This is a genomic window from Pseudoalteromonas sp. UG3-2 (assembly GCF_037120705.1).
GTDB lineage: Bacteria > Pseudomonadota > Gammaproteobacteria > Enterobacterales > Alteromonadaceae > Pseudoalteromonas.
Window position 1 is genome coordinate 1774170 of record NZ_JAWLJU010000002.1, and the last position, 21971, is coordinate 1796140.

The 21971-nt window shown below is 48.4% G+C and carries 15 protein-coding genes; 3 read left to right on the forward strand and 12 right to left on the reverse strand.

The features are described from left to right. Position 1: 1 nt before the first annotated feature. From murG to mraZ, 10 genes are read right to left on the reverse strand one after another with little or no spacing between them, the layout of a single operon-like run. Entirely contained in the window at positions 2–1069 is a 1068-nt protein-coding gene (gene murG / locus R3P39_RS11145) for an undecaprenyldiphospho-muramoylpentapeptide beta-N-acetylglucosaminyltransferase (protein ID WP_336567537.1), read from the reverse strand. Then, positions 1066–2244, reverse strand: coding sequence for a cell division protein FtsW (ftsW, locus tag R3P39_RS11150; RefSeq protein WP_336567538.1), 1179 nt, complete (start codon positions 2242–2244; stop codon positions 1066–1068). The genes murG and ftsW overlap by 4 nt, the downstream gene beginning before the upstream one ends. Next, on the reverse strand, positions 2238–3563 hold the full coding sequence (murD, locus tag R3P39_RS11155; protein ID WP_336567539.1) for a UDP-N-acetylmuramoyl-L-alanine--D-glutamate ligase: 1326 nt from the start codon (positions 3561–3563) through the stop codon (positions 2238–2240). Before murD ends, ftsW begins: the two co-directional genes overlap by 7 nt. Next, entirely contained in the window at positions 3563–4645 is a 1083-nt protein-coding gene (gene mraY / locus R3P39_RS11160) for a phospho-N-acetylmuramoyl-pentapeptide-transferase (RefSeq protein ID WP_336567540.1), read from the reverse strand. The genes murD and mraY overlap by 1 nt, the downstream gene beginning before the upstream one ends. Further along, entirely contained in the window at positions 4639–6033 is a 1395-nt protein-coding gene (locus tag R3P39_RS11165) for a UDP-N-acetylmuramoyl-tripeptide--D-alanyl-D-alanine ligase (RefSeq protein WP_336567541.1), read from the reverse strand. The genes mraY and R3P39_RS11165 overlap by 7 nt, the downstream gene beginning before the upstream one ends. Beyond that, on the reverse strand, positions 6030–7496 hold the full coding sequence (locus R3P39_RS11170) for a UDP-N-acetylmuramoyl-L-alanyl-D-glutamate--2,6-diaminopimelate ligase (RefSeq protein ID WP_336567542.1): 1467 nt from the start codon (positions 7494–7496) through the stop codon (positions 6030–6032). Before R3P39_RS11170 ends, R3P39_RS11165 begins: the two co-directional genes overlap by 4 nt. Further along, positions 7486–9300: a peptidoglycan D,D-transpeptidase FtsI family protein gene (locus tag R3P39_RS11175; protein WP_336567543.1), complete on the reverse strand. Its 1815-nt coding sequence runs from the start codon at positions 9298–9300 to the stop codon at positions 7486–7488. Before R3P39_RS11175 ends, R3P39_RS11170 begins: the two co-directional genes overlap by 11 nt. Next, positions 9297–9620, reverse strand: a complete 324-nt coding sequence (ftsL, locus tag R3P39_RS11180) for a cell division protein FtsL (protein WP_336567544.1) — start codon at positions 9618–9620, stop codon at positions 9297–9299. The genes R3P39_RS11175 and ftsL overlap by 4 nt, the downstream gene beginning before the upstream one ends. Then, positions 9620–10552 carry a 16S rRNA (cytosine(1402)-N(4))-methyltransferase RsmH gene (rsmH, locus tag R3P39_RS11185; RefSeq protein WP_336567545.1) on the reverse strand — a complete coding sequence of 311 codons (933 nt, stop codon included), beginning with the start codon at positions 10550–10552 and terminating at the stop codon, positions 9620–9622. Before rsmH ends, ftsL begins: the two co-directional genes overlap by 1 nt. Positions 10553–10566: 14 nt before the next feature. Next, the gene (gene mraZ, locus R3P39_RS11190) at positions 10567–11025 is read right to left on the reverse strand and encodes a division/cell wall cluster transcriptional repressor MraZ (protein WP_336567546.1); all 459 of its coding nucleotides are present in this window, start codon (positions 11023–11025) and stop codon (positions 10567–10569) included. A gap of 326 nt (positions 11026–11351) precedes the next feature. On the opposite strand from mraZ, the gene R3P39_RS11195 reads away from it, so the two are divergent. Continuing rightward, a complete protein-coding gene (locus R3P39_RS11195; RefSeq protein WP_336567547.1) occupies positions 11352–14447 on the forward strand; it encodes a bifunctional diguanylate cyclase/phosphodiesterase in 3096 nt (1031 codons plus the stop codon). Between the two features lie 22 nt (positions 14448–14469). On the opposite strand, the gene R3P39_RS11200 is transcribed toward R3P39_RS11195, so the two are convergent. Together R3P39_RS11200 and R3P39_RS11205 are read right to left on the reverse strand one after the other, a co-directional pair. Continuing rightward, positions 14470–16134, reverse strand: coding sequence for an alkaline phosphatase (locus tag R3P39_RS11200; protein WP_336569297.1), 1665 nt, complete (start codon positions 16132–16134; stop codon positions 14470–14472). Positions 16135–16274: 140 nt separating this feature from the next. Continuing rightward, positions 16275–17492 carry a cation:proton antiporter gene (locus tag R3P39_RS11205; protein WP_336567548.1) on the reverse strand — a complete coding sequence of 406 codons (1218 nt, stop codon included), beginning with the start codon at positions 17490–17492 and terminating at the stop codon, positions 16275–16277. Between the two features lie 247 nt (positions 17493–17739). Between R3P39_RS11205 and R3P39_RS11210 the strand changes: the two genes are divergently transcribed. Both R3P39_RS11210 and R3P39_RS11215 read left to right on the forward strand, forming a co-directional pair. Beyond that, positions 17740–20535, forward strand: a complete 2796-nt coding sequence (locus R3P39_RS11210) for a TonB-dependent receptor (protein WP_336567549.1) — start codon at positions 17740–17742, stop codon at positions 20533–20535. A gap of 85 nt (positions 20536–20620) precedes the next feature. Further along, on the forward strand, positions 20621–21967 hold the full coding sequence (locus R3P39_RS11215) for a DUF5690 family protein (RefSeq protein ID WP_336567550.1): 1347 nt from the start codon (positions 20621–20623) through the stop codon (positions 21965–21967). The last annotated feature ends 4 nt before the right edge of the window (positions 21968–21971 follow it).

The window sequence follows — 21971 nt, forward strand, 5'->3', positions numbered from 1 at the left end:
CCTACTTCGCTAATTCGTTACATAATTGGGCAACCGTTTGGGTTGCCTCTGGTTGTGCACATTGTCTCGCCTTTGCTGCCATGTTGGCAATCTTTTGTGGTTCAGTGACCAAGGGCAACAGCGTTTGCGCTAATGTGTTAGCGTTAAAATTCGCTTGTGGCATGCGTATTGCCGCTCCTGCTGCCACTAATACTTCGGCGTTGGCGGTTTGGTGGTCGTCAACGGCGTGGGGAAACGGCACAAAAATCGCAGCTTTCCCGGCAGCGGCCACTTCACTAACCGTAAGGGCACCGGCGCGACAAATTACAATGTCTGCCCAGTCGTAGGCACTGTCCATATCATGAATAAATTCACTGACTTCGGCGTCTATATTAGAAACTTGGTAATTTTTAGCCACCGCCTCTTGGTTGTTCTTACCACTTTGGTGGCGAATACTCAGCGCCGTGTCTGGTACCAATTCTAATAACTTTTTAATCCCCTCAGGGACCATTTGATTAAGCACTTGCGCCCCAAGCGAACCACCAACAATCAGAACATGCAGCGGCGACTCTACGGTTTTGTCTTTGAGGTTACAAACGCTAGCTCGCACTGGGTTGCCCACTACCTGAGCTTGTTTGGCACTAAATGCGCCAGGAAAACCGCACAGTACCTTGTTGGCTATTTTTGCCAACAACTTGTTGCTCATTCCTGCCACCGCATTTTGTTCGTGGATCAGCAGCGGAATGCCCATCAATTTGGCAGCCAATCCAACTGGTCCTGTGACATAACCGCCCATGGCCAGTACCACATCGGGTTGGCGCTGTTTCAATATCCGCTTTGCTGCCAGCACTGCCCGCAGCACCATTAAAGGGGTACTCAATAGCCGCTTAATGCCATTGCCGCGCACGCCCTTCATGGTAATAAAATCAATATCAAAGCCGTGGCGTGGCACTACTTCGGCTTCCATTCTATCGGCCGTACCGACCCAGCTAACTTGCCAATTTTGTTGTTGCAGCTGCTGAGCGACAGCAATACCGGGGAAGATATGACCACCCGTACCGCCCGCGACCACCAGAAGACGTTTTGTCATCGTCTACCTCCACGGGATGTTGCTTGTCGGGTCGACATTTTGGTTTCAAAATCAACCCGTTGTAATATACCTGCGGCAATGGTCATAACCCATAAGCTCGAGCCCCCATAGGACACAAACGGCAGGGTAAGCCCTTTAGTTGGCAAAATACCAGCACTGGCGCCAATATTCACCACCGCCTGAAAGGCAAACCAGATGCCAATACCGAGCGCCAAATAGCCTTCATATTCTTGTCCGGCTTTTAAGGCTTTTTGGCCAATAAATAAGGCCCGCGTCACTAACACGCCAAGCATCACAATAATGCTGAGAACACCGACAAAACCAAGCTCTTCGGCGATCACCGCAAAAATAAAGTCATTATGCGCTTCAGGTAGGTATTGTAGTTTTTGAATGCTATTACCTAAGCCCTGCCCCAACCAGCCACCTTGGCCATACGCCATTAATGACTGCACTAACTGATAACCAGCACCAAAAGGGTCTTCCCAAGGGTTTAAAAAGCCTACCACACGTTTCATACGGTAGGGCTCGATAATAATAAGCACCACTACCAAAGACACTCCGGTGAGCATCAAGGTGAAAAACTGCCATAGTTTTGCCCCGGCTAAAAACAGCAATCCCACGGTGGTGACAAACATCACCACCACAGTGCCTAAATCGGGCTGCATTAAAATCAAAAAGGCATAAGCGGCAAACACAAGGATGGGCTTAGCAAAACCTTTAATGTTTTCTTGCACTTCTTCACGCTTACGCACTAAGTAACCGGCGATGTAGCTGAAGAAAAACAGCTTGGACGCCTCCGCCACCTGTAAACCAAAGGGTCCCAATGGGATCCAGCGTTTCGCACCGTTTACCTCACGGCCAATAATAAGGACTGCCACTAACAACACCAAGCCAAACAACAGCAAATAGGGGTTGCTGCGTTTCCACCAAGTCATGGGCACATTGGTGGCGAACCAGAATAGGATCAGCGAACCGATTAAAAACACCAGATGGCGATAGGTGAAGTGATAAGGGTTATCAAATAACCGCTCGGCTACCGGCATAGAAGCACTGGTCACCATCACAAAGCCCACCCCAATCAGCATTAGCATGCTGTACATCAAAGGTACATCAAATAAGCTTTCTGATTGGCGCGGTGTAAATGCTTCGCGAATTTGTGCCGTATTAACTAGCAACGGTAACCCTCCACAATACTGACAAACTCATCGCCGCGTGCCATGTAGTTCGGGTACATGTCGATGCTGGCGCACGCCGGGGCTAACAACACAATATCGCCTGCGGCTGCCACCGTTTTGGCCCCATGCACAGCATCGGCAAGTGAATCAACAAGGTGGCTATTGCGATGCAGTGGCATAAACTGTTTACCATCTTTACCAAAGCAAAACAGCGCCTTACAGTGCTGTTGTAAGGGCTGCTTTAACGGCGATAAGTCTGCGCCTTTGGCATCACCACCGACTATCAATAAGATGTTACTGCGCTCATGGGCCAGCGATTGCAACGCCGCCACGGTTGAACCAACATTGGTGGCTTTAGAATCGTTAAAGAAACGCACCCCAGCCACGTCTGCTACCAGCTGGCAGCGATGAGGTAAGCCGGTGAAGTTAGCAAAGGCTTCGGCAAAGGCGGTCATGCTCACCTTAAGCGGTGCCAATAACGCCATTACCGCTAGGGCATTAAATTGATTGTGGCGCCCCACCATGGCTAAGCTGCTTACCGGCAGTAAAGGGGTATCATGGTGGGCAAAATAGGCCTCGCCTTGATGTTCAAGAACATGATAGTCACCGCCAGTTAATGACACGCTTACCCCCTCACCTTGTTTGGCAAAGGTACGTTCATCATCGGCATTAAACACCACATGTTCAACGTGGTCATAAATACGCTGCTTGGCCTCGGTGTAAGCGGCAAAGTCTGGGTAGCGGTCCATATGATCTTCGGTAATGTTTAAGATCATCGCAGACAAACAGTTAAGGCTGTGAGTGGTTTCCAGTTGGAAGCTCGACAGCTCTAACACAAACACGTCGTGGTCTTGCTCTAACAGGGCCAACACTGAGGTGCCAATATTACCGCCAAGTCCCACGTTAAAGCCGGCACTTTTCAATACTTCTGCGGCAAGGCTGACGACGGTTGACTTACCATTGGAGCCGGTAACCGCAATCACGGGCTTGTCGTTTAACCGCGCAAACAGCTCAATGTCACCAATCACCTCAACGCCGTCGGCAATGGCTGTGGCAACGCTTTGCTCAAACAACGGGATCCCGGGACTAATAATGATCAGATCGGTTTGCGATAAGGCGGCATCAGCCAAACTACCAAACACCGCTTCACACTCTGGGGCGTTATGGTTGAGCCAGTCAGCACCTGGGGGGACTGGACGCGAGTCCACTACTTTGGGGTTAATGCCATGAGACAGCAAAAAGCGCACGATCCCCTGACCGGTTACGCCAAGGCCAACCACAGTGACATGTTTACGCTTTAGTTGCTCTAAATACATCATTATCTAATCTTCAACGTTGCTAGGCCGGCAAGCACTAGGATGATTGAAATAATCCAAAACCGCACAATCACCCGCGGCTCAGGCCAACCTTTAAGCTCATAGTGGTGATGAATAGGCGCCATGCGGAAGATCCGCTCACCGCGGAGCTTATAGGAGCCCACTTGTAAAATCACCGACAATGCCTCCATCACAAATACCCCACCCATGATGATGAGCACCAATTCTTGGCGTACTAAAATCGCGATGATCCCAAGCGCACCACCAAGCGCTAACGAGCCAACATCGCCCATAAACACTTGTGCCGGATAGGTGTTAAACCACAAAAAGCCCAACCCAGCTCCAACAATCGCAGTACACACCACCACAAGCTCACTGGTGAGTGGTAAATGTGGCAAATGTAGGTAGTCAGAGAAGTTGGCGTTACCGGTTACATAGGCAATGATGGCTAAAGCAGAAGCCACTAAAATGGTCGGCACAATGGCTAGGCCATCTAAACCATCAGTGAGGTTCACGGCATTCGAGGTGCCAACAATGACAAAGTAGCTCATGACGATGTAAAACAGCCCCAGCTGCGGCAGCACATCTTTTAAAAATGGTACTATTAGCGTGGTTTCAGCGGCGTTGCTCGAGCTAAAATATAAAAACGACGCCGTAGCCAAGGCAATCACCGACTGCCAAAAGTATTTCCAACGCGCGATCAAGCCTTTACTGTCTTTGCGGATCACCTTGCGGTAATCATCAACAAAGCCGACAATTCCTAGGCTGCCAATCACAAACAGCGTTACCCACACGTATTTATTGCTTAGATCGCCCCACATCAGAGTGCTGGTAAAAATGGAGCATAAAATCAGTAAGCCGCCCATGGTGGGGGTGCCCGATTTCGACAGGTGCGATTCTGGGCCATCATCACGAACCGTTTGACCAATTTGCATGCGCTGCAAACCGGCAATCATTTTGGGTCCAAAATACAAAGAAATCAGCAGCGCCGTTAAGATCCCCAAAATGGCTCTTAAGGTCAGGTACGAAAAGACATTAAAGCCACTGTAATACTGCGTGAGGTACTCGGCTAGCCAAACTAACATGCTGCGTCTCCTGTTTCGCTATCCGTTCGGCCAGCGGTTACTAATTCTGCTACTAATAATTCCATGCGGGCACTACGAGAACCCTTTACAATCACGGTACAAGGCTGTGATTGCTCGGCTAATACCTGTTTCAATACCGTCAACATGCTTTCTCTAGTAGAAAAGTGGCGGTTGGGCTTTTCAAATACATTACTGGCGCTGCTACTGAGCACCCCAAGGGAAAACAACTCATCAATGCCTTTGGCTTTGGCGTACTCTCCTACTTCTTGGTGGTAGGCACGTGCATCTTCGCCGAGCTCCGCCATATCTCCCAATGCCAGTACCTTGTAGCCTTGCATTGACGCTAATAAGTCAATCGCGGCATTCACCGACTTAACGTTGGCATTGTAAGTATCATCCACCACCCGTAATCGCGGTGATACTTGGATCATGTTGACGCGGCCCTTCACCTCTTGCATTTGTGCAAGTCCTGAGGCCACTTCTTGCAAACTGGCGCCAAGCTCGGTGGTTAAGGCTGCCGCGATCAGGGCATTGTTGACGTTATGCTCGCCAGAGAGCGGCAATGCGACCTTAATACGCTCATCACCACGGCACAGAGTGAACTCTGCTCGGGCAATATCATCAAGAGTAACATCTTCAACCCACATGTCTTCTGCTTGCTTAACGCTATAACGTTTGACGTTCTCGACACTGAGGTTGTCTTGCCACATTTGCGCATAGCTGCTGTCGGCGTTGATCACCGCGACTCCACTGGGTTTTAAGCCGGAGAAAATTTCTCCCTTAGCTTGACCGACACCATCGATGGAACCAAAACCTTCAATATGCGCCGGTGCGACGTTACATACAGTGGCAACATCTGGATGCACCAAGGCTGTGGTGTAGGCAATTTCACCAATGTGATTGGCGCCTAGCTCAATCACTGCATATTCGTCATCTTCCGCCAAACGCAATAAGGTCAGCGGCACGCCAATGTCGTTATTAAAATTGCCTTTAGTGGCTAATACCTTGCCTTTTTGCGAGAGGATGGCGGCGCACATTTCTTTTACCGTGGTTTTACCCACACTGCCGGTGATGGCAATGGTTTTCGGCTGCACGGTTTCGATCACCGCTTGACCAAGTTTGCCAAGGGCAATGCGGGTGTCTGGTACCACAAATTGCACCATGTCGATATCATGGTTCGCTTTTGAGACGATGGCGGCAATGGCGCCGCGCTCTTTGGCCGTCTGTAAAAAATGATGGCCATCAAAGTTCGGCCCTTGCAAGGCCAAAAACACCTCGCCAGGTGCTAACGTTCTGGTGTCTGTGTTTATATTGGCAACCGCCAAGTTATCCCCGTCGTAAGGGGTGTTTAAGACTGCTGCAAGCCAAGAAAAATCGATCTTGATCATGCCTTTTCCCCTTTTAAAATCGCTGTCACGCATTGTCTATCACACAGTTCAATGCGTTCGGTTCCTATAATTTGATAATCTTCATGGCCTTTACCCGCAATCAGCACCACGCTGTTTTCATCGCCCGCGGCAATGGCCGTGGCAATGGCTTGCGCTCTATCAGGCTGGCACAGAGCATACTCAGGGTGGATGAGTCCAGCCTTAATATCGTCGATAATAAGGTTGGGATCTTCGCTTCTGGGGTTGTCACTGGTGATCACTAATTTATCGGCATACTGCTCTGCTGCCCGGGCCATTTCGGGACGCTTGCCTTTGTCGCGGTCGCCACCACAACCAAACACACAAATGAGCTCCCCAGGCACGTGCGCTCGCAATGCCTGTAATGCCAGTGCGAGAGCCTCTGGGGTGTGAGCGTAATCGACAATACAGGTGGGCTTTTGTGCTGCACTGAATGGCTGCATACGCCCCGCAACCGGCGCTAAATCGGCGCAGGCATCGGCCAGTGCTTGCAATTCGCCGCCTTGCACCAGCAAGCTGGCGATGGCTGCAGCAAGGTTATAAAGGTTAAACTCACCATATAAGGGCACATCAATTTGGCACGTTCCCCAGCTGGTATCGAGCTTAGCGCTGAGGCCTTGCGGATGAGCGTTAACCTCGCTGAAGAACACATACTGTTCATAGCTTTGCTGCTCAGGCTTGCGGCCATACACCACTAAGTTATCAGCGGCGAACTCCTGTGCCCACTGAGCTCCCACTTCATCGTCGATGTTAATCACGCGATAGTTGGGATTGCAGCGACTAAACAGGGCTTTTTTTGCTGCCGCGTAGCTTTGCATGTCGCCATGATAATCTAAGTGGTCGCGGCTGAGGTTGGTAAATACCGCCACATCAAAGTCGCAATTATCCACTCGCCCTTGCACTAAGCCATGAGAGGACACTTCCATTGCCACATGCTGGTAGCGGCTGTTTAAATACGCCAAAATACGTTGCAAATCGACATTGGAAGGCGTGGTGTTCGTAAGCGGCACTAAATCTTGCGGTTTACCATAACCCAAGGTTCCCACCACGGCGCCACTGCTGCCAGTGAGGGTGGCAAGATTGGCAATCATTGCGGTGGTGGTGGATTTGCCATTGGTGCCAGTCACACCAGTGAGTTTTAGTTTATTACTGGGGTAGCCATAAAATTGGCTGGCAATGGCGGCTAAGTTTGCCGCTAAATCATCAATATAAATGGTTTGCTCTGGGGCAATATTCAATTCGCTACCGGTTTCTGCCATAACATAGCTGGCGCCTTGGGCAATGGCACTGGAGGCATACTTAGCGCCATCTTGCTGATGGCCTTGCAGCGCCACAAAACAATCACCGCTTCTCACTTCGCGGCTATCAATACGAAGATCTTCCACGGCAAATGGTCCGCCGCTAACACCGTAAGCGGATAAGACTTCAGTTAGATCACGCGTCATTATCTTCTCCCGATACGTAAGCCACTCGCTCTTTATCTGGTGCCACATTCAGTATTCTTAAGGCGTTAGACATGATTTCGGCAAAGGCTGGACCCGACGTTTGCCCGCCATAATAGACATCGCCAGCTGGTTCGTTCACCATCACTACCACCGCTAAACGGGGGTCGCTGACCGGCGCAACACCGGCAAAATAGCCAACGTATTCATCGCCATAGCCACCGGCAACGGCTTTTTTCGAGGTCCCGGTTTTACCTGCAGCACGATAACCATCAACGGTTACGCTATGGGCCGTACCACCACGTTCAAACACCGATTCCATCATTTCCACCACCGCACGGGTATTGCGTTCAGAGAAAATACGCTCCCCTTGAGGCTGCTCATGTTGTTTTAAAATAGTCAGAGGTCTAAGAATGCCGCCGGAGCCAAACATGGCATAGAGTCTGGCCATTTGCGCGGTACTGGCAGAAACCGCATAGCCATAGGATAAGGTCGCCACTTCAAAGTCAGACCAACGGCGGTTGGGGTAGAATAGCCCAGAGCTTTCGCCAATCATCATCGACCCTGTGGTGTCACCAAAGCCAACCTGTTGGTAGTAGTTAATAAAGTCTTCTTTGGGGATCCGTTGTGAGATTTTTGCCACGCCCATGTTACTGGAAATTTTAACGATTTCTCTGAGGCTAAGCTCACCGTTATTGCGGGTGTCTTTGACTAGACCGCCACTGAGGTTCATCCATCCCGGATAGGTATCTATCAGCTCGTCAGGTTGCACTGCGCCATATTCTAAGCCGGCAAGAATCGCCAAAGGCTTAAGGGTAGAGCCGGGCTCAAATAAGTCGGTCATGGCGCGGTTACGGCGTTTATAAGGCGCTGCGGTACTTAAATCATTGGGGTTAAAACTGGGGCTGTTAACCAGCGCTAAGACCTCACCAGTATGAACATCCACCACCATGGCTGAGCCTGAGGTGGCTTTATAGCTTAACACTGCTGACTTTAAGGCACGGTAAGCAATGGCCTGGATCCGCAGGTCGATGCTTAAGTGGACATCTTCTGGCTCAACCCGTTGCTCTTCCGACAACACCTGTACTTCACGTCCTTGGGCATCTTTACGAATGGTGCGTTTTCCGGCGGTGCCTGTAAGCGCCGAGTCAAACATGCGCTCCACCCCTTCAATGCCTTTGCCATCAATGTCGGTAACACCAATCATATGAGCGGTGACCTCGCCACTGGGATAAAAACGTTTTGATTCATCCAGTAAGTGAACCCCAGGTAAGCGCATTTGACGAATGTAATTGGCTACCACCGCGGTCACTTGACGCTTTAAATAAACAAAACGGCGCTCAGGATTGCCACGCAGACGTTGGTTTACTTTTTTAGGATCTAAACGCAGTACATCCGCCAGCTCTCGCCAACGGATTTCTTCCGCATACCTTTGTTGTTTACGACGTGCCAACTCGGTCTTATCGTCGGCCAGCGTTTTATAATCTTCTCCGGCTTTGCGCGCTACACGCAGCACTTTTTTACCCAGTGCTTTATCAATGGCTAGAGGGTCGGCATACACACTCACCACCGGCACGCTCACCGCCAGCTCTTTGCCGTTGCGGTCAAAAATCATGCCGCGCTGCACGTTTAGCTTTTCAACGCGAACGGTGCGTTTTTCGTTTTCAGCAATCGCCTTATCGGGCTCTATCACTTGTAAAAAAGCCGCTCTGGCTACCAAGGTCATAAACACCAACACCATTACACCGCACACTAGCGCAAAGCGCCAGGTGATCATGGATTGCGATTTTTGCTTGGGCTTATTCATGGCAGTACAATCACCTGTTCATCTTTACTGGTTGGGCGTTTCATCTCTAATTGCATTTTGGCGATTTCTTCAATCCGAGCATGTTGTGAGTAAAACTCTTCTTCGACCACCAAGTAACGCCATTGCAGGTCTAGCTCATCACGCTGCTGCAACAATTCATCTTGTAAAATCAACTGCTGCCGAGTTAAGTGCGTAACCTGCACCACCGCCAATGCCGAAACCAAAATACTAATAAGCAAAAATGCCGTCAGCTTGTTGGTCACCAGGTAGGAACCAATTTCGGAAAATAAGTTGGGCTGACGCTGCATATTGGCACTCATTAGAGTTTCTCCGCCACTCGCAATACAGAGCTGCGCGCTCTGGGGTTTTGGGCAATTTCCTCAGAACTGGGCTTAATGGCTTTACCCACTGCCTTTAAGGTGAGATTTTTTTTAAGTTGTTCATCCGTTAAAGGCAGACCTCTGGGTATCGCCTCTCCCTTACTCTGCTTTTTAATAAACTGTTTCACGATACGGTCTTCTAGCGAGTGGAAAGAGATCACCACCAGACGACCGCCAGGCTTAAGCACTTCAAGCGACGCTTGCAGAGCCGTTTGAATTTCTTCTAATTCACTGTTGATGTAAATGCGAATGGCCTGGAAAGTACGCGTAGCTGGGTGTTTGTGCTTATCTTTCACCGGCACAGCGTCATCAATCAACGCAGCTAATTGCGCCGTGGTGGTGATGTCAGTGTGTTCGCGCACTTCAATGATTTTACGTGCGATGCGGGTGGCAAACTTCTCTTCACCATATTTTTTGATCACAAACACCATTTCTTCCAACTCTGCTTCAGCCAACCACTGTGCCGCGCTGCGACCAGAATCGGGGTCCATGCGCATGTCCAGTGGCCCGTCTTTCATAAAGCTAAAGCCACGGTCGGCATCATCCAGCTGCGGGCTAGAAACGCCAATATCTAACAAGATGCCATCGACCTGACCTAAGATACCCGCTTCTTCAGCCACCGCCTTTATGTTGGAAAAGCGACTGCGGGCAATGCTAAAGCGCTCATCGTCGGCAAACTTCTGCGCCGCTTGAATGGCTTGCGGGTCTTGATCGATGGCTTGCAAGCGGCCTGTGGTAAGACGCTTGAGGATCTCACCAGAATGACCACCACGACCAAAGGTGCCGTCAATGTATGTGCCCTCGGGTTTGATTGCCAAGGCATCGAGGGTTTCGGCCATGAGTACCGAAATATGTTTAAACTCTGCGCTCATTAATTTCTTTACCCCTACAAGGAAAAGTTTTCCAATTCAGGGCTTTCCTCAAAGTTTCCTGAGTGTTCAATTTGGGTATCGCTTTGCATTTGCTGATACCAGCGTTCTTCATCCCAGATTTCAAATTTGTTTAGTAGTCCAACCAGCATGATTTTTTTCCCCAACTGCGCATGGGCACGCAATGAAGGCGCCAAAAGAATGCGGCCATTTTTGTCTAGTTGGTATTCTGTAGCATGACCTAGCAACATCCGTTGCCAGCGTCTCACTCTGGGATTGGTGTTAGAGATACGACTTAATTTGGTCTCGATTTCTAGCCATTCGGCAAGTGGGTAAAGCCATAGACAAGGTTCATTAATCGCAATAGTACAGATCACTGTGCCTTGATCTTCAGACAGCAGCGGTTGTCGGTACTTAGTGGGTACCGCAAAACGCCCTTTGTCATCCAAAGCCAGCGAACTTGCACCTCGAAACATGAGTGATCCTATTTAGAAGTTGGCCGATCCAATTTGATCCACTAAAACCCACTTTTTACCACAGAAGAACAGTCTAGGGCTTGACAAGCACTTTTGTCAAGCAAAGTAGGCGTCTTTAACTCCTTTGTAAGCCAGAAAATTCGCGGCATTTGTGGAAGATCATGAATTTGGTGGAAAAAAGTGGGAAGGTAAAAATTTACGGTGCTTTTTGACAGAATAATTACCCTTCAGTTGCATTTTAGAAATTAAAAATTCCATTTATTAACGTCTACAGTTAAGTCTTTTTCATAGCAAGGATTTTATTAAATTAGCTTGGTTGTACCGTAATGATTCGGTATTATTCGCGCTCTGAAAACGGCACCTTGGGTGGGATTATTCTGAAATCATCAATACAATTTCGCTTCTATCGCTTACTCGTGCTGATTTGCTTGCCCAGCTTGCTGATTATTTTATTTCTATTATGTGAGCAGCGCCAGCTAGCATTAACACAACAGTCACAACAAGCACTGCGTTATGCCAAGCAAGTGTCTGCGATCCAACAGGTTGAATTAGCCGATACCGAGCAAGTATTAACGCAACTGGCGACCAAACTGGACCACTTTAACAGCGCGGATCCTAGCTGCCCAGCATTGCTTCATCACGCCATGTTACTGCGGCCAAATTTAGCCAATATTGGCGTAGTAAATCGTCATGGTGATGTCTTATGTACCACCCATCAACAAACCCAAAGTGCCATTAATATTGCCGACCGGAGTTATTTTCAAACGGCGCTGCAAAGTGGCCAATTCAGTATTGGTGAGTATCAAATCGACCGCAGTATGCGCCGCGCCACCGTCAACTTTGCCTTACCCGTTTATGATGGCCAAGACACGTTTCAGTTTATGTTGGTGGCGGTAAAAGGGCTCGACCATTGGAGTCAAACCCTCGCCAAGTTACCTTTGCCGCCGGCCACCAAAGTCATGATTGCCGATGCCAAACAGCAAATCGTCGCCCAGTACCCTAACGCCAAGGCGCATTTAGGCAAATCGGTCAATAGCAGCTGGCCCACCGACTTAACTCAGCAAGCCAAATTAATTACCGCACCGGATGGTCAGCGCTTGGTGTATCTTAAGCAACCCCTGAGTAGCCATAGCGAAGCACTGGAAATGTACTTTAGCTTTGATTTTGAGTCGCAACTAAGCCGTATCGATAAACGTTTTGCCCTTTTTATCGGCCTGTTCATCACCGTCATTGCCTTGTTATTTTGGCAGGCACATTGGCAACTCAAGCGGCTGTTATTAACTCCCCTGGCGCGCTTAAAAACGGCCATTAGTAAGCTGGAATCAGGGCAACTAGACCCCGCTTTTAACAACACCAGCATGCCAACCGAGTTTGCTCACTTAACTGAACGTTTTGCCAATATGGCAGCGATACGACTCGATGCCGAAGACAATGCTAATCATCGCCTTGCGGTGCTGCGTGCCTTGATCAACGCCTTACCCGACAGCTACGTAAGGTTAGATCAGCAAGGCCGTATTCTGTCGCGTTATGGCGCACTCACTGACAACCAGTTACTGTTAAGAGAGTTACTCCCTGAACACATTTATAAGCGTATTTGTGCTGAACTGGCGCTCCTGAACGATGATACTTATGTGCAACTGGAATTTTCACCACAATTAAACCAAGTGATTGAGTGCCGTTTGTGCGCCATAGAAGGACACCCACAGGCGTTGTTGATCATGCGTGATATCAGTCAGCGCAAACATCAAGAGGAAGCGCTGAACCTCGCCGCATTGGTATATAACAACAGCAGCGAATGCATGATCATCACCGACGCCAATGGCTTTATTCTCGACGTTAATGTCGCCTTTACTAATGTCACCGGTTACAGCCGCGCCGAAGTATTAGGCAAATCCACCGCCATTCTGGGCTCAGGACAACACGACAGACATTTTTACCAACAAATGTGGCAGCAGCTCAATGACCAAGGTCGCTGGCAAGGGGAAATTGTCAATCGCAAGAAAAACGGCGAGCTCTACACAGAGTGGCTGACCATAGATAGCGTTTACGACAACAACCGCCAAGTGTATCGCCGTGTGGCGATCTTCACCGATATCACGGAAATGAAGCGTAAAGATGAGCTGATTTACAAGCAAGCGCACTTTGATGAACTGACCCAGTTGCATAACCGCTTGGGTCTAAAAAAGCACCTGAAAAAACAACTTAAGCCAAGCGATACGCCGGTGTCGGTGTTGCTGTTAGACATTGATAACTTTAAAGACATCAATGATACCCTGGGCCACTACGTTGGTGACTTAGTGCTAAAAGAAACGGCGCAGCGACTGAAGCAGCTTAACTCGGCGGCATTTTTGTCTCGTATTGGTGGCGATGAATTTGTTTTTGTGTTGCCCGATGACACCCAGCGCAGTCACAGCCAAGCGCTGGCCAAACAAGTACAAGGCGTGCTAAAACCCGCCTTTACCATCCAATCCGAGCAGTGCCACTTATCGGCCAGTATTGGCATTGCCGTGGCGCCTTACGATGGTAAGGGCACGGAGGCGATTTTAAAAGCGGCAGATCAAGCCATGTATCGTGCTAAGCAACAGGGTCGTAACGGTTACGCTCTGTTTGATGACAGCTTACGGCAGCTGGCGGAATCGCGAATGCAAATGCTCAAAGGTATACGCACCGCTTTACAACAGCAAGAGTTTACCATGCATTATCAACCCATCGTCGACTTAAACGATAATGCCATTGTCAAAGCCGAAGCCTTGATCCGCTGGTGTCACCCTGAGCAAGGTATGATAAGCCCAGGCGAGTTTATTCCATTGGCGGAAGAAACCCAGCTGATCCATGAAATTGGCGACTTCGCCTTTACTCAAGCACTGGACACCTTAGCACAACTGCAACGAGCAGGCCGCACGCTGGCACTAAGTATTAATGTCTCGCCGGTGCAATTTGCCGCCAAGAACTACACCTTATCGACCTGGCAGCAGCAGCTCACGCGATTGCAACTGTATACTGAGCAAGTGATATTAGAAGTCACCGAAGGCATGATGATGCATAACGATAGCCGCACTCAACAACGCATTGAAGAGTTGAAACAACAAGGCTTTCAATTGGCATTGGATGATTTTGGTACTGGCTACTCATCTCTAGCCTATTTAAAACAGCTCGACTGCCAGCTGGTGAAAATAGACAAGCGTTTTGTTGACGGTATTGCCACCAACGCCGATGATTTAACCTTGTGTGAAACCATTATCTTGATGGCCCATCGCTTAGGGCTAAAAGTAGTGGCAGAAGGCATTGAAACCGCCACCCAGCATCAACTGCTAAAACAAGCCGGCTGTGACTTTGGCCAAGGCTATTATTACAGTAAACCCATTTGCCAAGAGGACTTTTTGGCGTTAGTAAAAGAAAAAAGCCACATCACTGTGGCTTAATCTTTGAACCTAGAGGCAAAGCTTATTCGCTAAGGCCTAGTGCGGTGATCATTTTATTAGCGACGTCCACATGGTGTTGTAGCGTCGAAAATTGCTTGGTTACCCCTTCTGGGCCAAAAGCATAGACCGGCACGGGTGCCGCAGTGTGGGTACCTGTGCCCCAGACTACATTTTGCTCTGCAGCAATAGCACGGGCGATTTTGCCCGTGTAGTCTTCTTTGGCGTAAACGTAGAAGTCACTGAAGTCTTCAAACGCTGGGATCATCCCCGCGGTTTTGTCATCATACACGCTCTGCCCTACCTTCGCGGCTTTATCTATGCTCACTGAGTATGAGGTCATGGCTTCAATGTGGTTTTTCCAGGTTTGTCCAGAAACCGTTTCGTAAGCCTCATCAGGAGCAGCGGCGCCAAGAATATCAAAGAAGGTACCGGTTTGATTGTAGAGCTTATCGAGCTGCGCTAAAGGACCAAAGTTAAACTTAGGGTGATAGGCTTTGTTTTCGCCATTCACATGCATGCCATCACCGGGTAAGTACTGCGCTTCAGGACGTTCGTGCTTCGAATAACTAAAACCAAAGCTGCCGGTTTCGTGGTCAGCAGTCACCACCACTAGGGTGTCGTTGCGATCTTTTACCCACTCGTGCACTGCGGCCACCGCTTCGTCAAACTTAAGCAGCTCGTTTAGCATCCAACCGGCGTCATTGGCGTGTCCTGCCCAGTCAATCTGACCACCTTCAATCATTAAGAAGAAACCATCTTCATCTTGAGACAGGATATCCAATGCCTTAACGGTCATTTCTTTTAGCGAAGGTTGGGTACAGCTGTTATCTTGCTGACACGCTTTGTAGGCAATGGCGTCATTCATACCCGAGTTGGCAAACAAACCTAATACCTTGTCACCGTCAAAGCTATTTAACTGAGTTTTATCGAACGCCAGACCATAGCCATAGTCGTCTCTGGCTTCGAGTACCAAGTTCTTATCATCGCCGCGTTTGGACTTTTTATAGACGTAATTTGGCATCCCTAGTGCCGCTAGTTCAGCTTGTACTTCTGGGTCATCGGCCGTAGTTTGTGGCAAAAATACACGGGCGCCACCAGAGAGCATGACATCAACATTGCCAGAGCTAATTAATTGCTCTGCGATTTCGGCTTCATAGGAACGATGTGGCATATGCGCCGCAAAGGCCGCTGGTGTCGCGTGGGTAATACGGGTGTCGGAAACCAGTCCAGTGGCTTTACCGGCGGCTTTGGCTTTTTCTAAAATGGTCGCCACCTGGTTGCCCTCAGCATCAAGGCCAATCATTTCTGAGCCCGCGGCAATACCAGTGGCCAATTGCGTAGCTGAACACGCCGAGTCGGTCACAAGACTGCCGTTGTCGCCGTGTGGAGCATTAAGAGAAAGCCCTAAGTGGCCGCTGTTGGCAAGTTTTGACAGCGCAGTTTGATTGCCTTTACTGTTATAAACAGAATTAGGGGCACGCTGGGCATATTCTTCTAATAATCCCACTTGCTGTGGTCCCATGCCATCACCGATCATCAAGATGACGTTTTTTACTTGCGTCACCTCTTGCACAGGGACTTCTTTAATGACTTCCACCTCTTTGATCACCTCTACGGTCTTGGTGTCGTCATTACACGCGGTCAGTAAAATTGCTGAAACAGTAACGGAGAGTAATTTTTTGTTCATCATTTTGTTCCTAAAATGTAACGTTTGTATTTAAGACCGGCACATTCTAGGCAGGAACAATGACTGTTTTATTGCAAAGAAATGATAAAAAAGTCATAAACAACATATAGTTACAGTATAACAAAACAAAATAGGTACAATTACTTAGTGCTTTGCTTCGGCTTTTTAAACAGTTTCGAGATCGGTCGACTGGAAAAACCAAATACAAAGATACTCAATAACACCGTGGCCATGGCAATTTGCGTTACTTGCATACCATGACTGACTTCTTCAGTTAGTAACATTAGTGTCAACACCACCGATGCCAAGCCCTTGGGGCCAAACCAAGCCAACGTAAAGCGCTCTTTATTGCTAAGCCCTTTGCCAAGTAAACAAATAAACACCGGCAGCAAGCGAAACAGTGCTGTTGCTAATAAGGCATAAAGCCAAACTTGCCACTGGGTATTTACTAGCAACACCACACTGGCCGCCAAACCGAATACCACCCAAATCATTAATGCCGCAAACTCGGCTAAGTGCTCCCCTTCTTCGATGAGCTGATCTTTAAACTCATCACGGTAGTATTTGTCGAACAATAGGCCGCTAATAAAAGCAGCAATAAAGCCACTGCCATGCAGCGCTTGGGTAACGGCAAACACTAAAAACGCAATGCCAACAAAGAGAAACGGGCTGGTTTTGGACGCAAAATAGTGATGGTTATAGGCTTTTTTTAGCAACCAAATAATCGCCATGGTCAAACCACCAGCCACAACTAGTGCAATGCCCACCTCGCGCGCAAACAAAGCGATAAAAGAGCCTGTGGTTGGCTGCAGGTTGTCGCTTAACACCGCTAACAAAAATAAAAATGCCGGAATACAGAGACCATCATTTAAACCGCTCTCGACGTTAATGGCCTCACGCAACCGACTGGGCACGCCTTTATCGGTTATAAAGGTTTTGCACAAGGTGGCATCAGTGGGAGTGATGATCACCGCCACAATAAAGCTTAACAGCCACGATAACTGAAATAAAAAATGCGCCACCGTAGCGGCAAACAGCATCGTAAACGGCAAGCCAATTAATAATTTCAATGGCAATTGAAAACTGTGGGACAACACGCGCAGGCGCGTTTTAGCGGCATCTGAGAAAAGGTATATTGCCAAGGTGAGCTCAATAATCGGCAATAATGTTTGCAACCCCGCAATGTCCATACTCAATGCCTGCTGGGCAACGGCTGTGTTAGTCCACACCCAGCCAATAGCAAAACCGGTAAGCACAAACCACATCGGCGCAGTGAGTTCCGCACGGTCAAGCTGGCGTACCGAAATTGAATAAAGAAAAATCGATAACCCGATGACCGCAATCAATATATATATCACCCGTTACTCCCTGTCAGATTAACTTATTTGCATACACCCTGGTGTCAAAGTATTGCAGATAAATGCATTTAAAACAGCAAAATACGTTTAAATATTCCACCTTATTCTGAGCCCAAATTAATCGACAAATGTAAATCAAGCAAACTTTCACCTTTATGTCATCGGACTGTAAAAAACCATCATTAGTCTATTTGCAACAAACTGGACTAGACCAGAAAACTTAACCCAAACTTTTGAGAAAAGAGCAATGAAAAAACTAACCCAAATCGCTGCTGCCGTGTTACTCACCACCAGCCCCAGTCTATATGCTGCGACAGGTAAACTCGTTGGTGTTGTAAAAGACCCACAAAGTAACCTATCTGGCGCCGTTATCTCGGTAAAAGGCCAAGATGTTTCCACTGTATCTGATTATCGTGGTCGCTTTGAGCTGCCAAAACTGGATGCCGGTCGCTACACCTTAGTCGTGAAGTATATGGGTTATCAGGAAACTGAGCTTGAGGTTGAGGTAGCTGATGGCAAAGTCACTAGGTTGTCTCCCATCTTATTAAATCAGCAACAAGCGATGGAAGAAGTGGTCACCGTTGGGCAAATCTTCCGTGGCGAAATGGCCGCTGCAAATAACCAAAAAAATGCCAGCAATATCAAAAGTATCATCTCTGCCGATGGAATTGGTAAGTTACCAGACAGAAATGCCGCTGAAGCCGTGCAACGTATTCCAGGTGTGTCGATAGAACGTGACCAAGGTGAAGGCCGGTTTGTTGCAGTGCGAGGTTTACCGTCACAATGGAGTTCGGCCAGCATTAACGGTAACCGCCTCCCCACCGCGGAAGAGGAAACCACCAGCCGCGCCACGGCATTCGACTTTTTTCCCAGCGAATTGATTGAATTTGTGGAAGTGTCTAAAGCTATTACTCCCGACATGGAAGGTGATGCGATTGGCGGTAATGTTAATTTCGTGACCAAAAAAGGCGCTGATGATTTTATTCTCAAAACCAACCTTGCTGTGGGCCAAAACGAACTGGCCGATGGCACAAATTATTCTGCTAATGTGGTGTACGGCGACCGCCTACTTGACGACAAGCTAGGTTTTATCATTAACGCCACAGCGTGGCAGCGTGATTGGGCAACCGATAACTATGAGCCTCGTCGTGGTAACGATGGCTTAGGTATTTATCGCTTAGAGCTGCGTGATTATACCGGAACCCGTGAAACTTATGGCTTAAATGGCTCGATGGAATATCAGCTTGAAAGCGGCACGCTCAGCGCCAGCGCGCTATATGGCACACTGATTGACGATGAAACCCACTATAAGCACAGACTGCGTTTTGATAAAGACCGTGCTGAGCTGCAGCATATTCGCAACGAACTCATCACCGAAATGCAAGGCTTTGAAATTGCGGGTGAACATGACTTTGGCTTTGATAAAACGCTCTCTTGGCAACTCGCGACCTACGAAAATGAGTTCCGCTATGACGACAAACCCAACAGCGATGACAACAGCTATTTTGTCGCCCGTTTTGATCAAAAAAATGTGGGATATGTTGGACTTGAAGACCGCGATACCGGTAAAAATTATGCCTACAACCAAGTAGACGGCGGCAGCGATCCTTGGAACGCCATTAGTAATCACTTGCCCTCAGGATTTACATTCGATCCCAGCAAAATGGGCTTGTCTTGGGTTGAGCTATACAAGGTCTACGTCAACGAAAAAGATAGACTGGTGGCTAATGCCGACTTTGACTGGCAATATAATAACCAGCTAGCCGTTAAATTTGGGGCAAAATACCGTGACAAAGTCCGTAAAGCTGACTTTGCCGATGAGTTTTACGCGTGGGACAGCGAACAATATGGCGCAGCGCCAACGCTTGCAGACTTTGCGCTAAGCGATCAACCCGGTCGCAGCGATTACTTAAGCGAAGCCAAGTTTGATTATCGCACGCAGTTGTCACAGGTGGCTTCCACCGATGCTCTTGCTCAGTTTTGGACGCAAAATCGTAATAAGTTTAAGCTGGATACGGGTGAATCAGCACTCATCAGCAACGGTGGAGCACTGGGCAGAAACTTTGATGTTGAAGAAACCCACACCTCGCTCTACGGCATGGCAACTTACCAAGCCAGCGACAACTGGGAAGTATTAGGTGGCTTACGCGTTACCCGCACCGATACCGAAGTGTCTGGCTACACCTATTTGGCCGATGAAGACAAAGTTGTTGATACCACCAACAGCAATGACTATTGGTCAATATTACCCGCACTTCATGTTACCTATCGTGCCAATGACGATACCAATTATCGCCTCGCACTAACTCGCACCTTTGCCCGTCCTGACTTTGGCTCATTAACACCAGGCGCAACTTACCTTGAGCAGGACAACCAGCTTAATTCAGGAAATCCAGCGCTCGACCCTACGTACTCAAATAACCTCGACTTGATGGTAGAACATTACTTTGACCGCGTTGGTTTGGTCTCGGCGGGGGTATTCTACAAAGATATCCAAGACCCTATATTCCAAGCCACCAGCGTTGGCAATTACAACGACAAGCAAGGCGTGACCATCATCCGTCCTGAAAACGGCGATAGCGCTTGGCTTGCGGGCATTGAACTGGCGTTTAATCGCGACCTTGGGTTTATTTCTGACAGTTTGAGCAACTTTGGGGTAATGACCAATGCCACCTTTATGGACTCTGAAATGCAGATCCCAAAGCGCACAGAAAAAGTGGCTATACCACGTCAAGCCAATGAGCTTTACAACTTTACGCTGTATTACGACAACACCCGCTTTGCAGCTCGAATAGCGCTTAATCATAAAGGGGCTTATATCGAAGAGCACGGTGGCGATAACCAATCGGATAGCTACTATGGCGCCAACACCAGCGTCGACTTTACGACGTCATACCAACTTAATGAACAAACGTTAGTTTACCTAGAACTGAGTAACCTCACCAACGAAGCATTGCAGTACTACCAAGGTGAGCAAGGTCGTCCATTACAGGTGGAATACTATGGTATCCGCGGTATGGTCGGCATTAACTATCAATTTTAATCCAAGCTCTCTTGATTAAGCCAATTGATATAAACCGGTTGATGGGCAATTCGCATAGGATTGCCCTCGAATTACCGAGGATCCTATGATGTTGCAGATCACACTATTTAACGCCCGCCCGCGCTGGCTAAAGGATGCCCAAGGTTTCGGCTTTGTCCTGTTCGCCGCGACCAGTGCGTTTATGACTTACTTTTGTATGTACGCCTTTCGTAAGCCATTTTCGGTCAATACCTATGAAGCCTTTGATGACCCGAGCTGGGTTGTTAGCTTTAAAATTGCCCTGATCCTATCGCAAGTGTTTGGCTACCTATGCGCGAAATTTATCGGCGTTAAAGTGATTGCTGAAGTGCAGCATCATTATCGCGGCCGTGCAATTTTAGGCATGATTTTAACTGCTGAGATTGCACTGGTGCTATTTGCCATCACCCCCACGGGCTGGAATCTGGTTTGGCTGTTTGCCAATGGCCTCTCCCTTGGCATGATCTGGGGGCTGGTTTTTAGCTTTTTAGAAGGTCGTAAAACCACCGAAATCTTAGGTGCGGTACTTAGCGTGACTTTTATTCTTGCCTCTGGGTTGGTTAGAACTGTGGGCAAATGGCTGGTGACCGAGCTCAACGTGCCTGAACTTTGGATGCCGGCAGCAACCGGAGCGATTTTTCTGCCGCTGCTTGTACTCAGCGTAGCTTGTCTTAATAGTATTCCTGAGCCCACACAAGAGGATGAGCAATTACGACAAAAGCGCGCGCCAATGGATGGTAAGGCAAGACTGGCGTTTTTTAAACAGTACTGGTTTGGAATAACCGTACTGGTGCTTAGCTTTTTACTCTTTACTGGCTTTCGTGACTTTAGAGATAACTTCTCAGCCGAGATCTGGCAGGCCTTAGGATATGGGCAAGAGCCCGCGATTTTTGCTTATGCCGGGATCCGCATCGCCTTTATCGTACTCATTGCGCTTGCCGCTTTGGTATTAATTAAAAATAACCGTATCGCATTTTTTGCCAATCATGGCTTTGTTTTACTCGGGGCTTTACTGCTGGCTGGCAGCACCTATTTATACCAGATCCAAAGTCTCGATCCTAAAACGTGGATGGTACTGCTGGGAGCTGGTCTTTATATCAGTTATATCCCCTATAACTGCCTTTTGTTTGACCGCATGATCTCAGCGGTTGGCTCAACTGCGAACGCCGGTTTTTTGATTTATCTGGCGGATTCGGCGGGCTACATCGGCTCTGTGGGCATTTTGCTTTATAAAACCTTTGCCACACCGGAGCTCAGTTGGCTGCACTTTTTTACCATGGCTTGCTACTGGGTAGCGTTTATCGCAAGCGCCCTGGTCCTGAGCTCAATTATTTACTTTGCCGTGAAATTAAAGCGACCACGTAAGGCGTCAACGCAAGTAAGCACCACGGCACTATCATCACATATTTCCTAGCTAG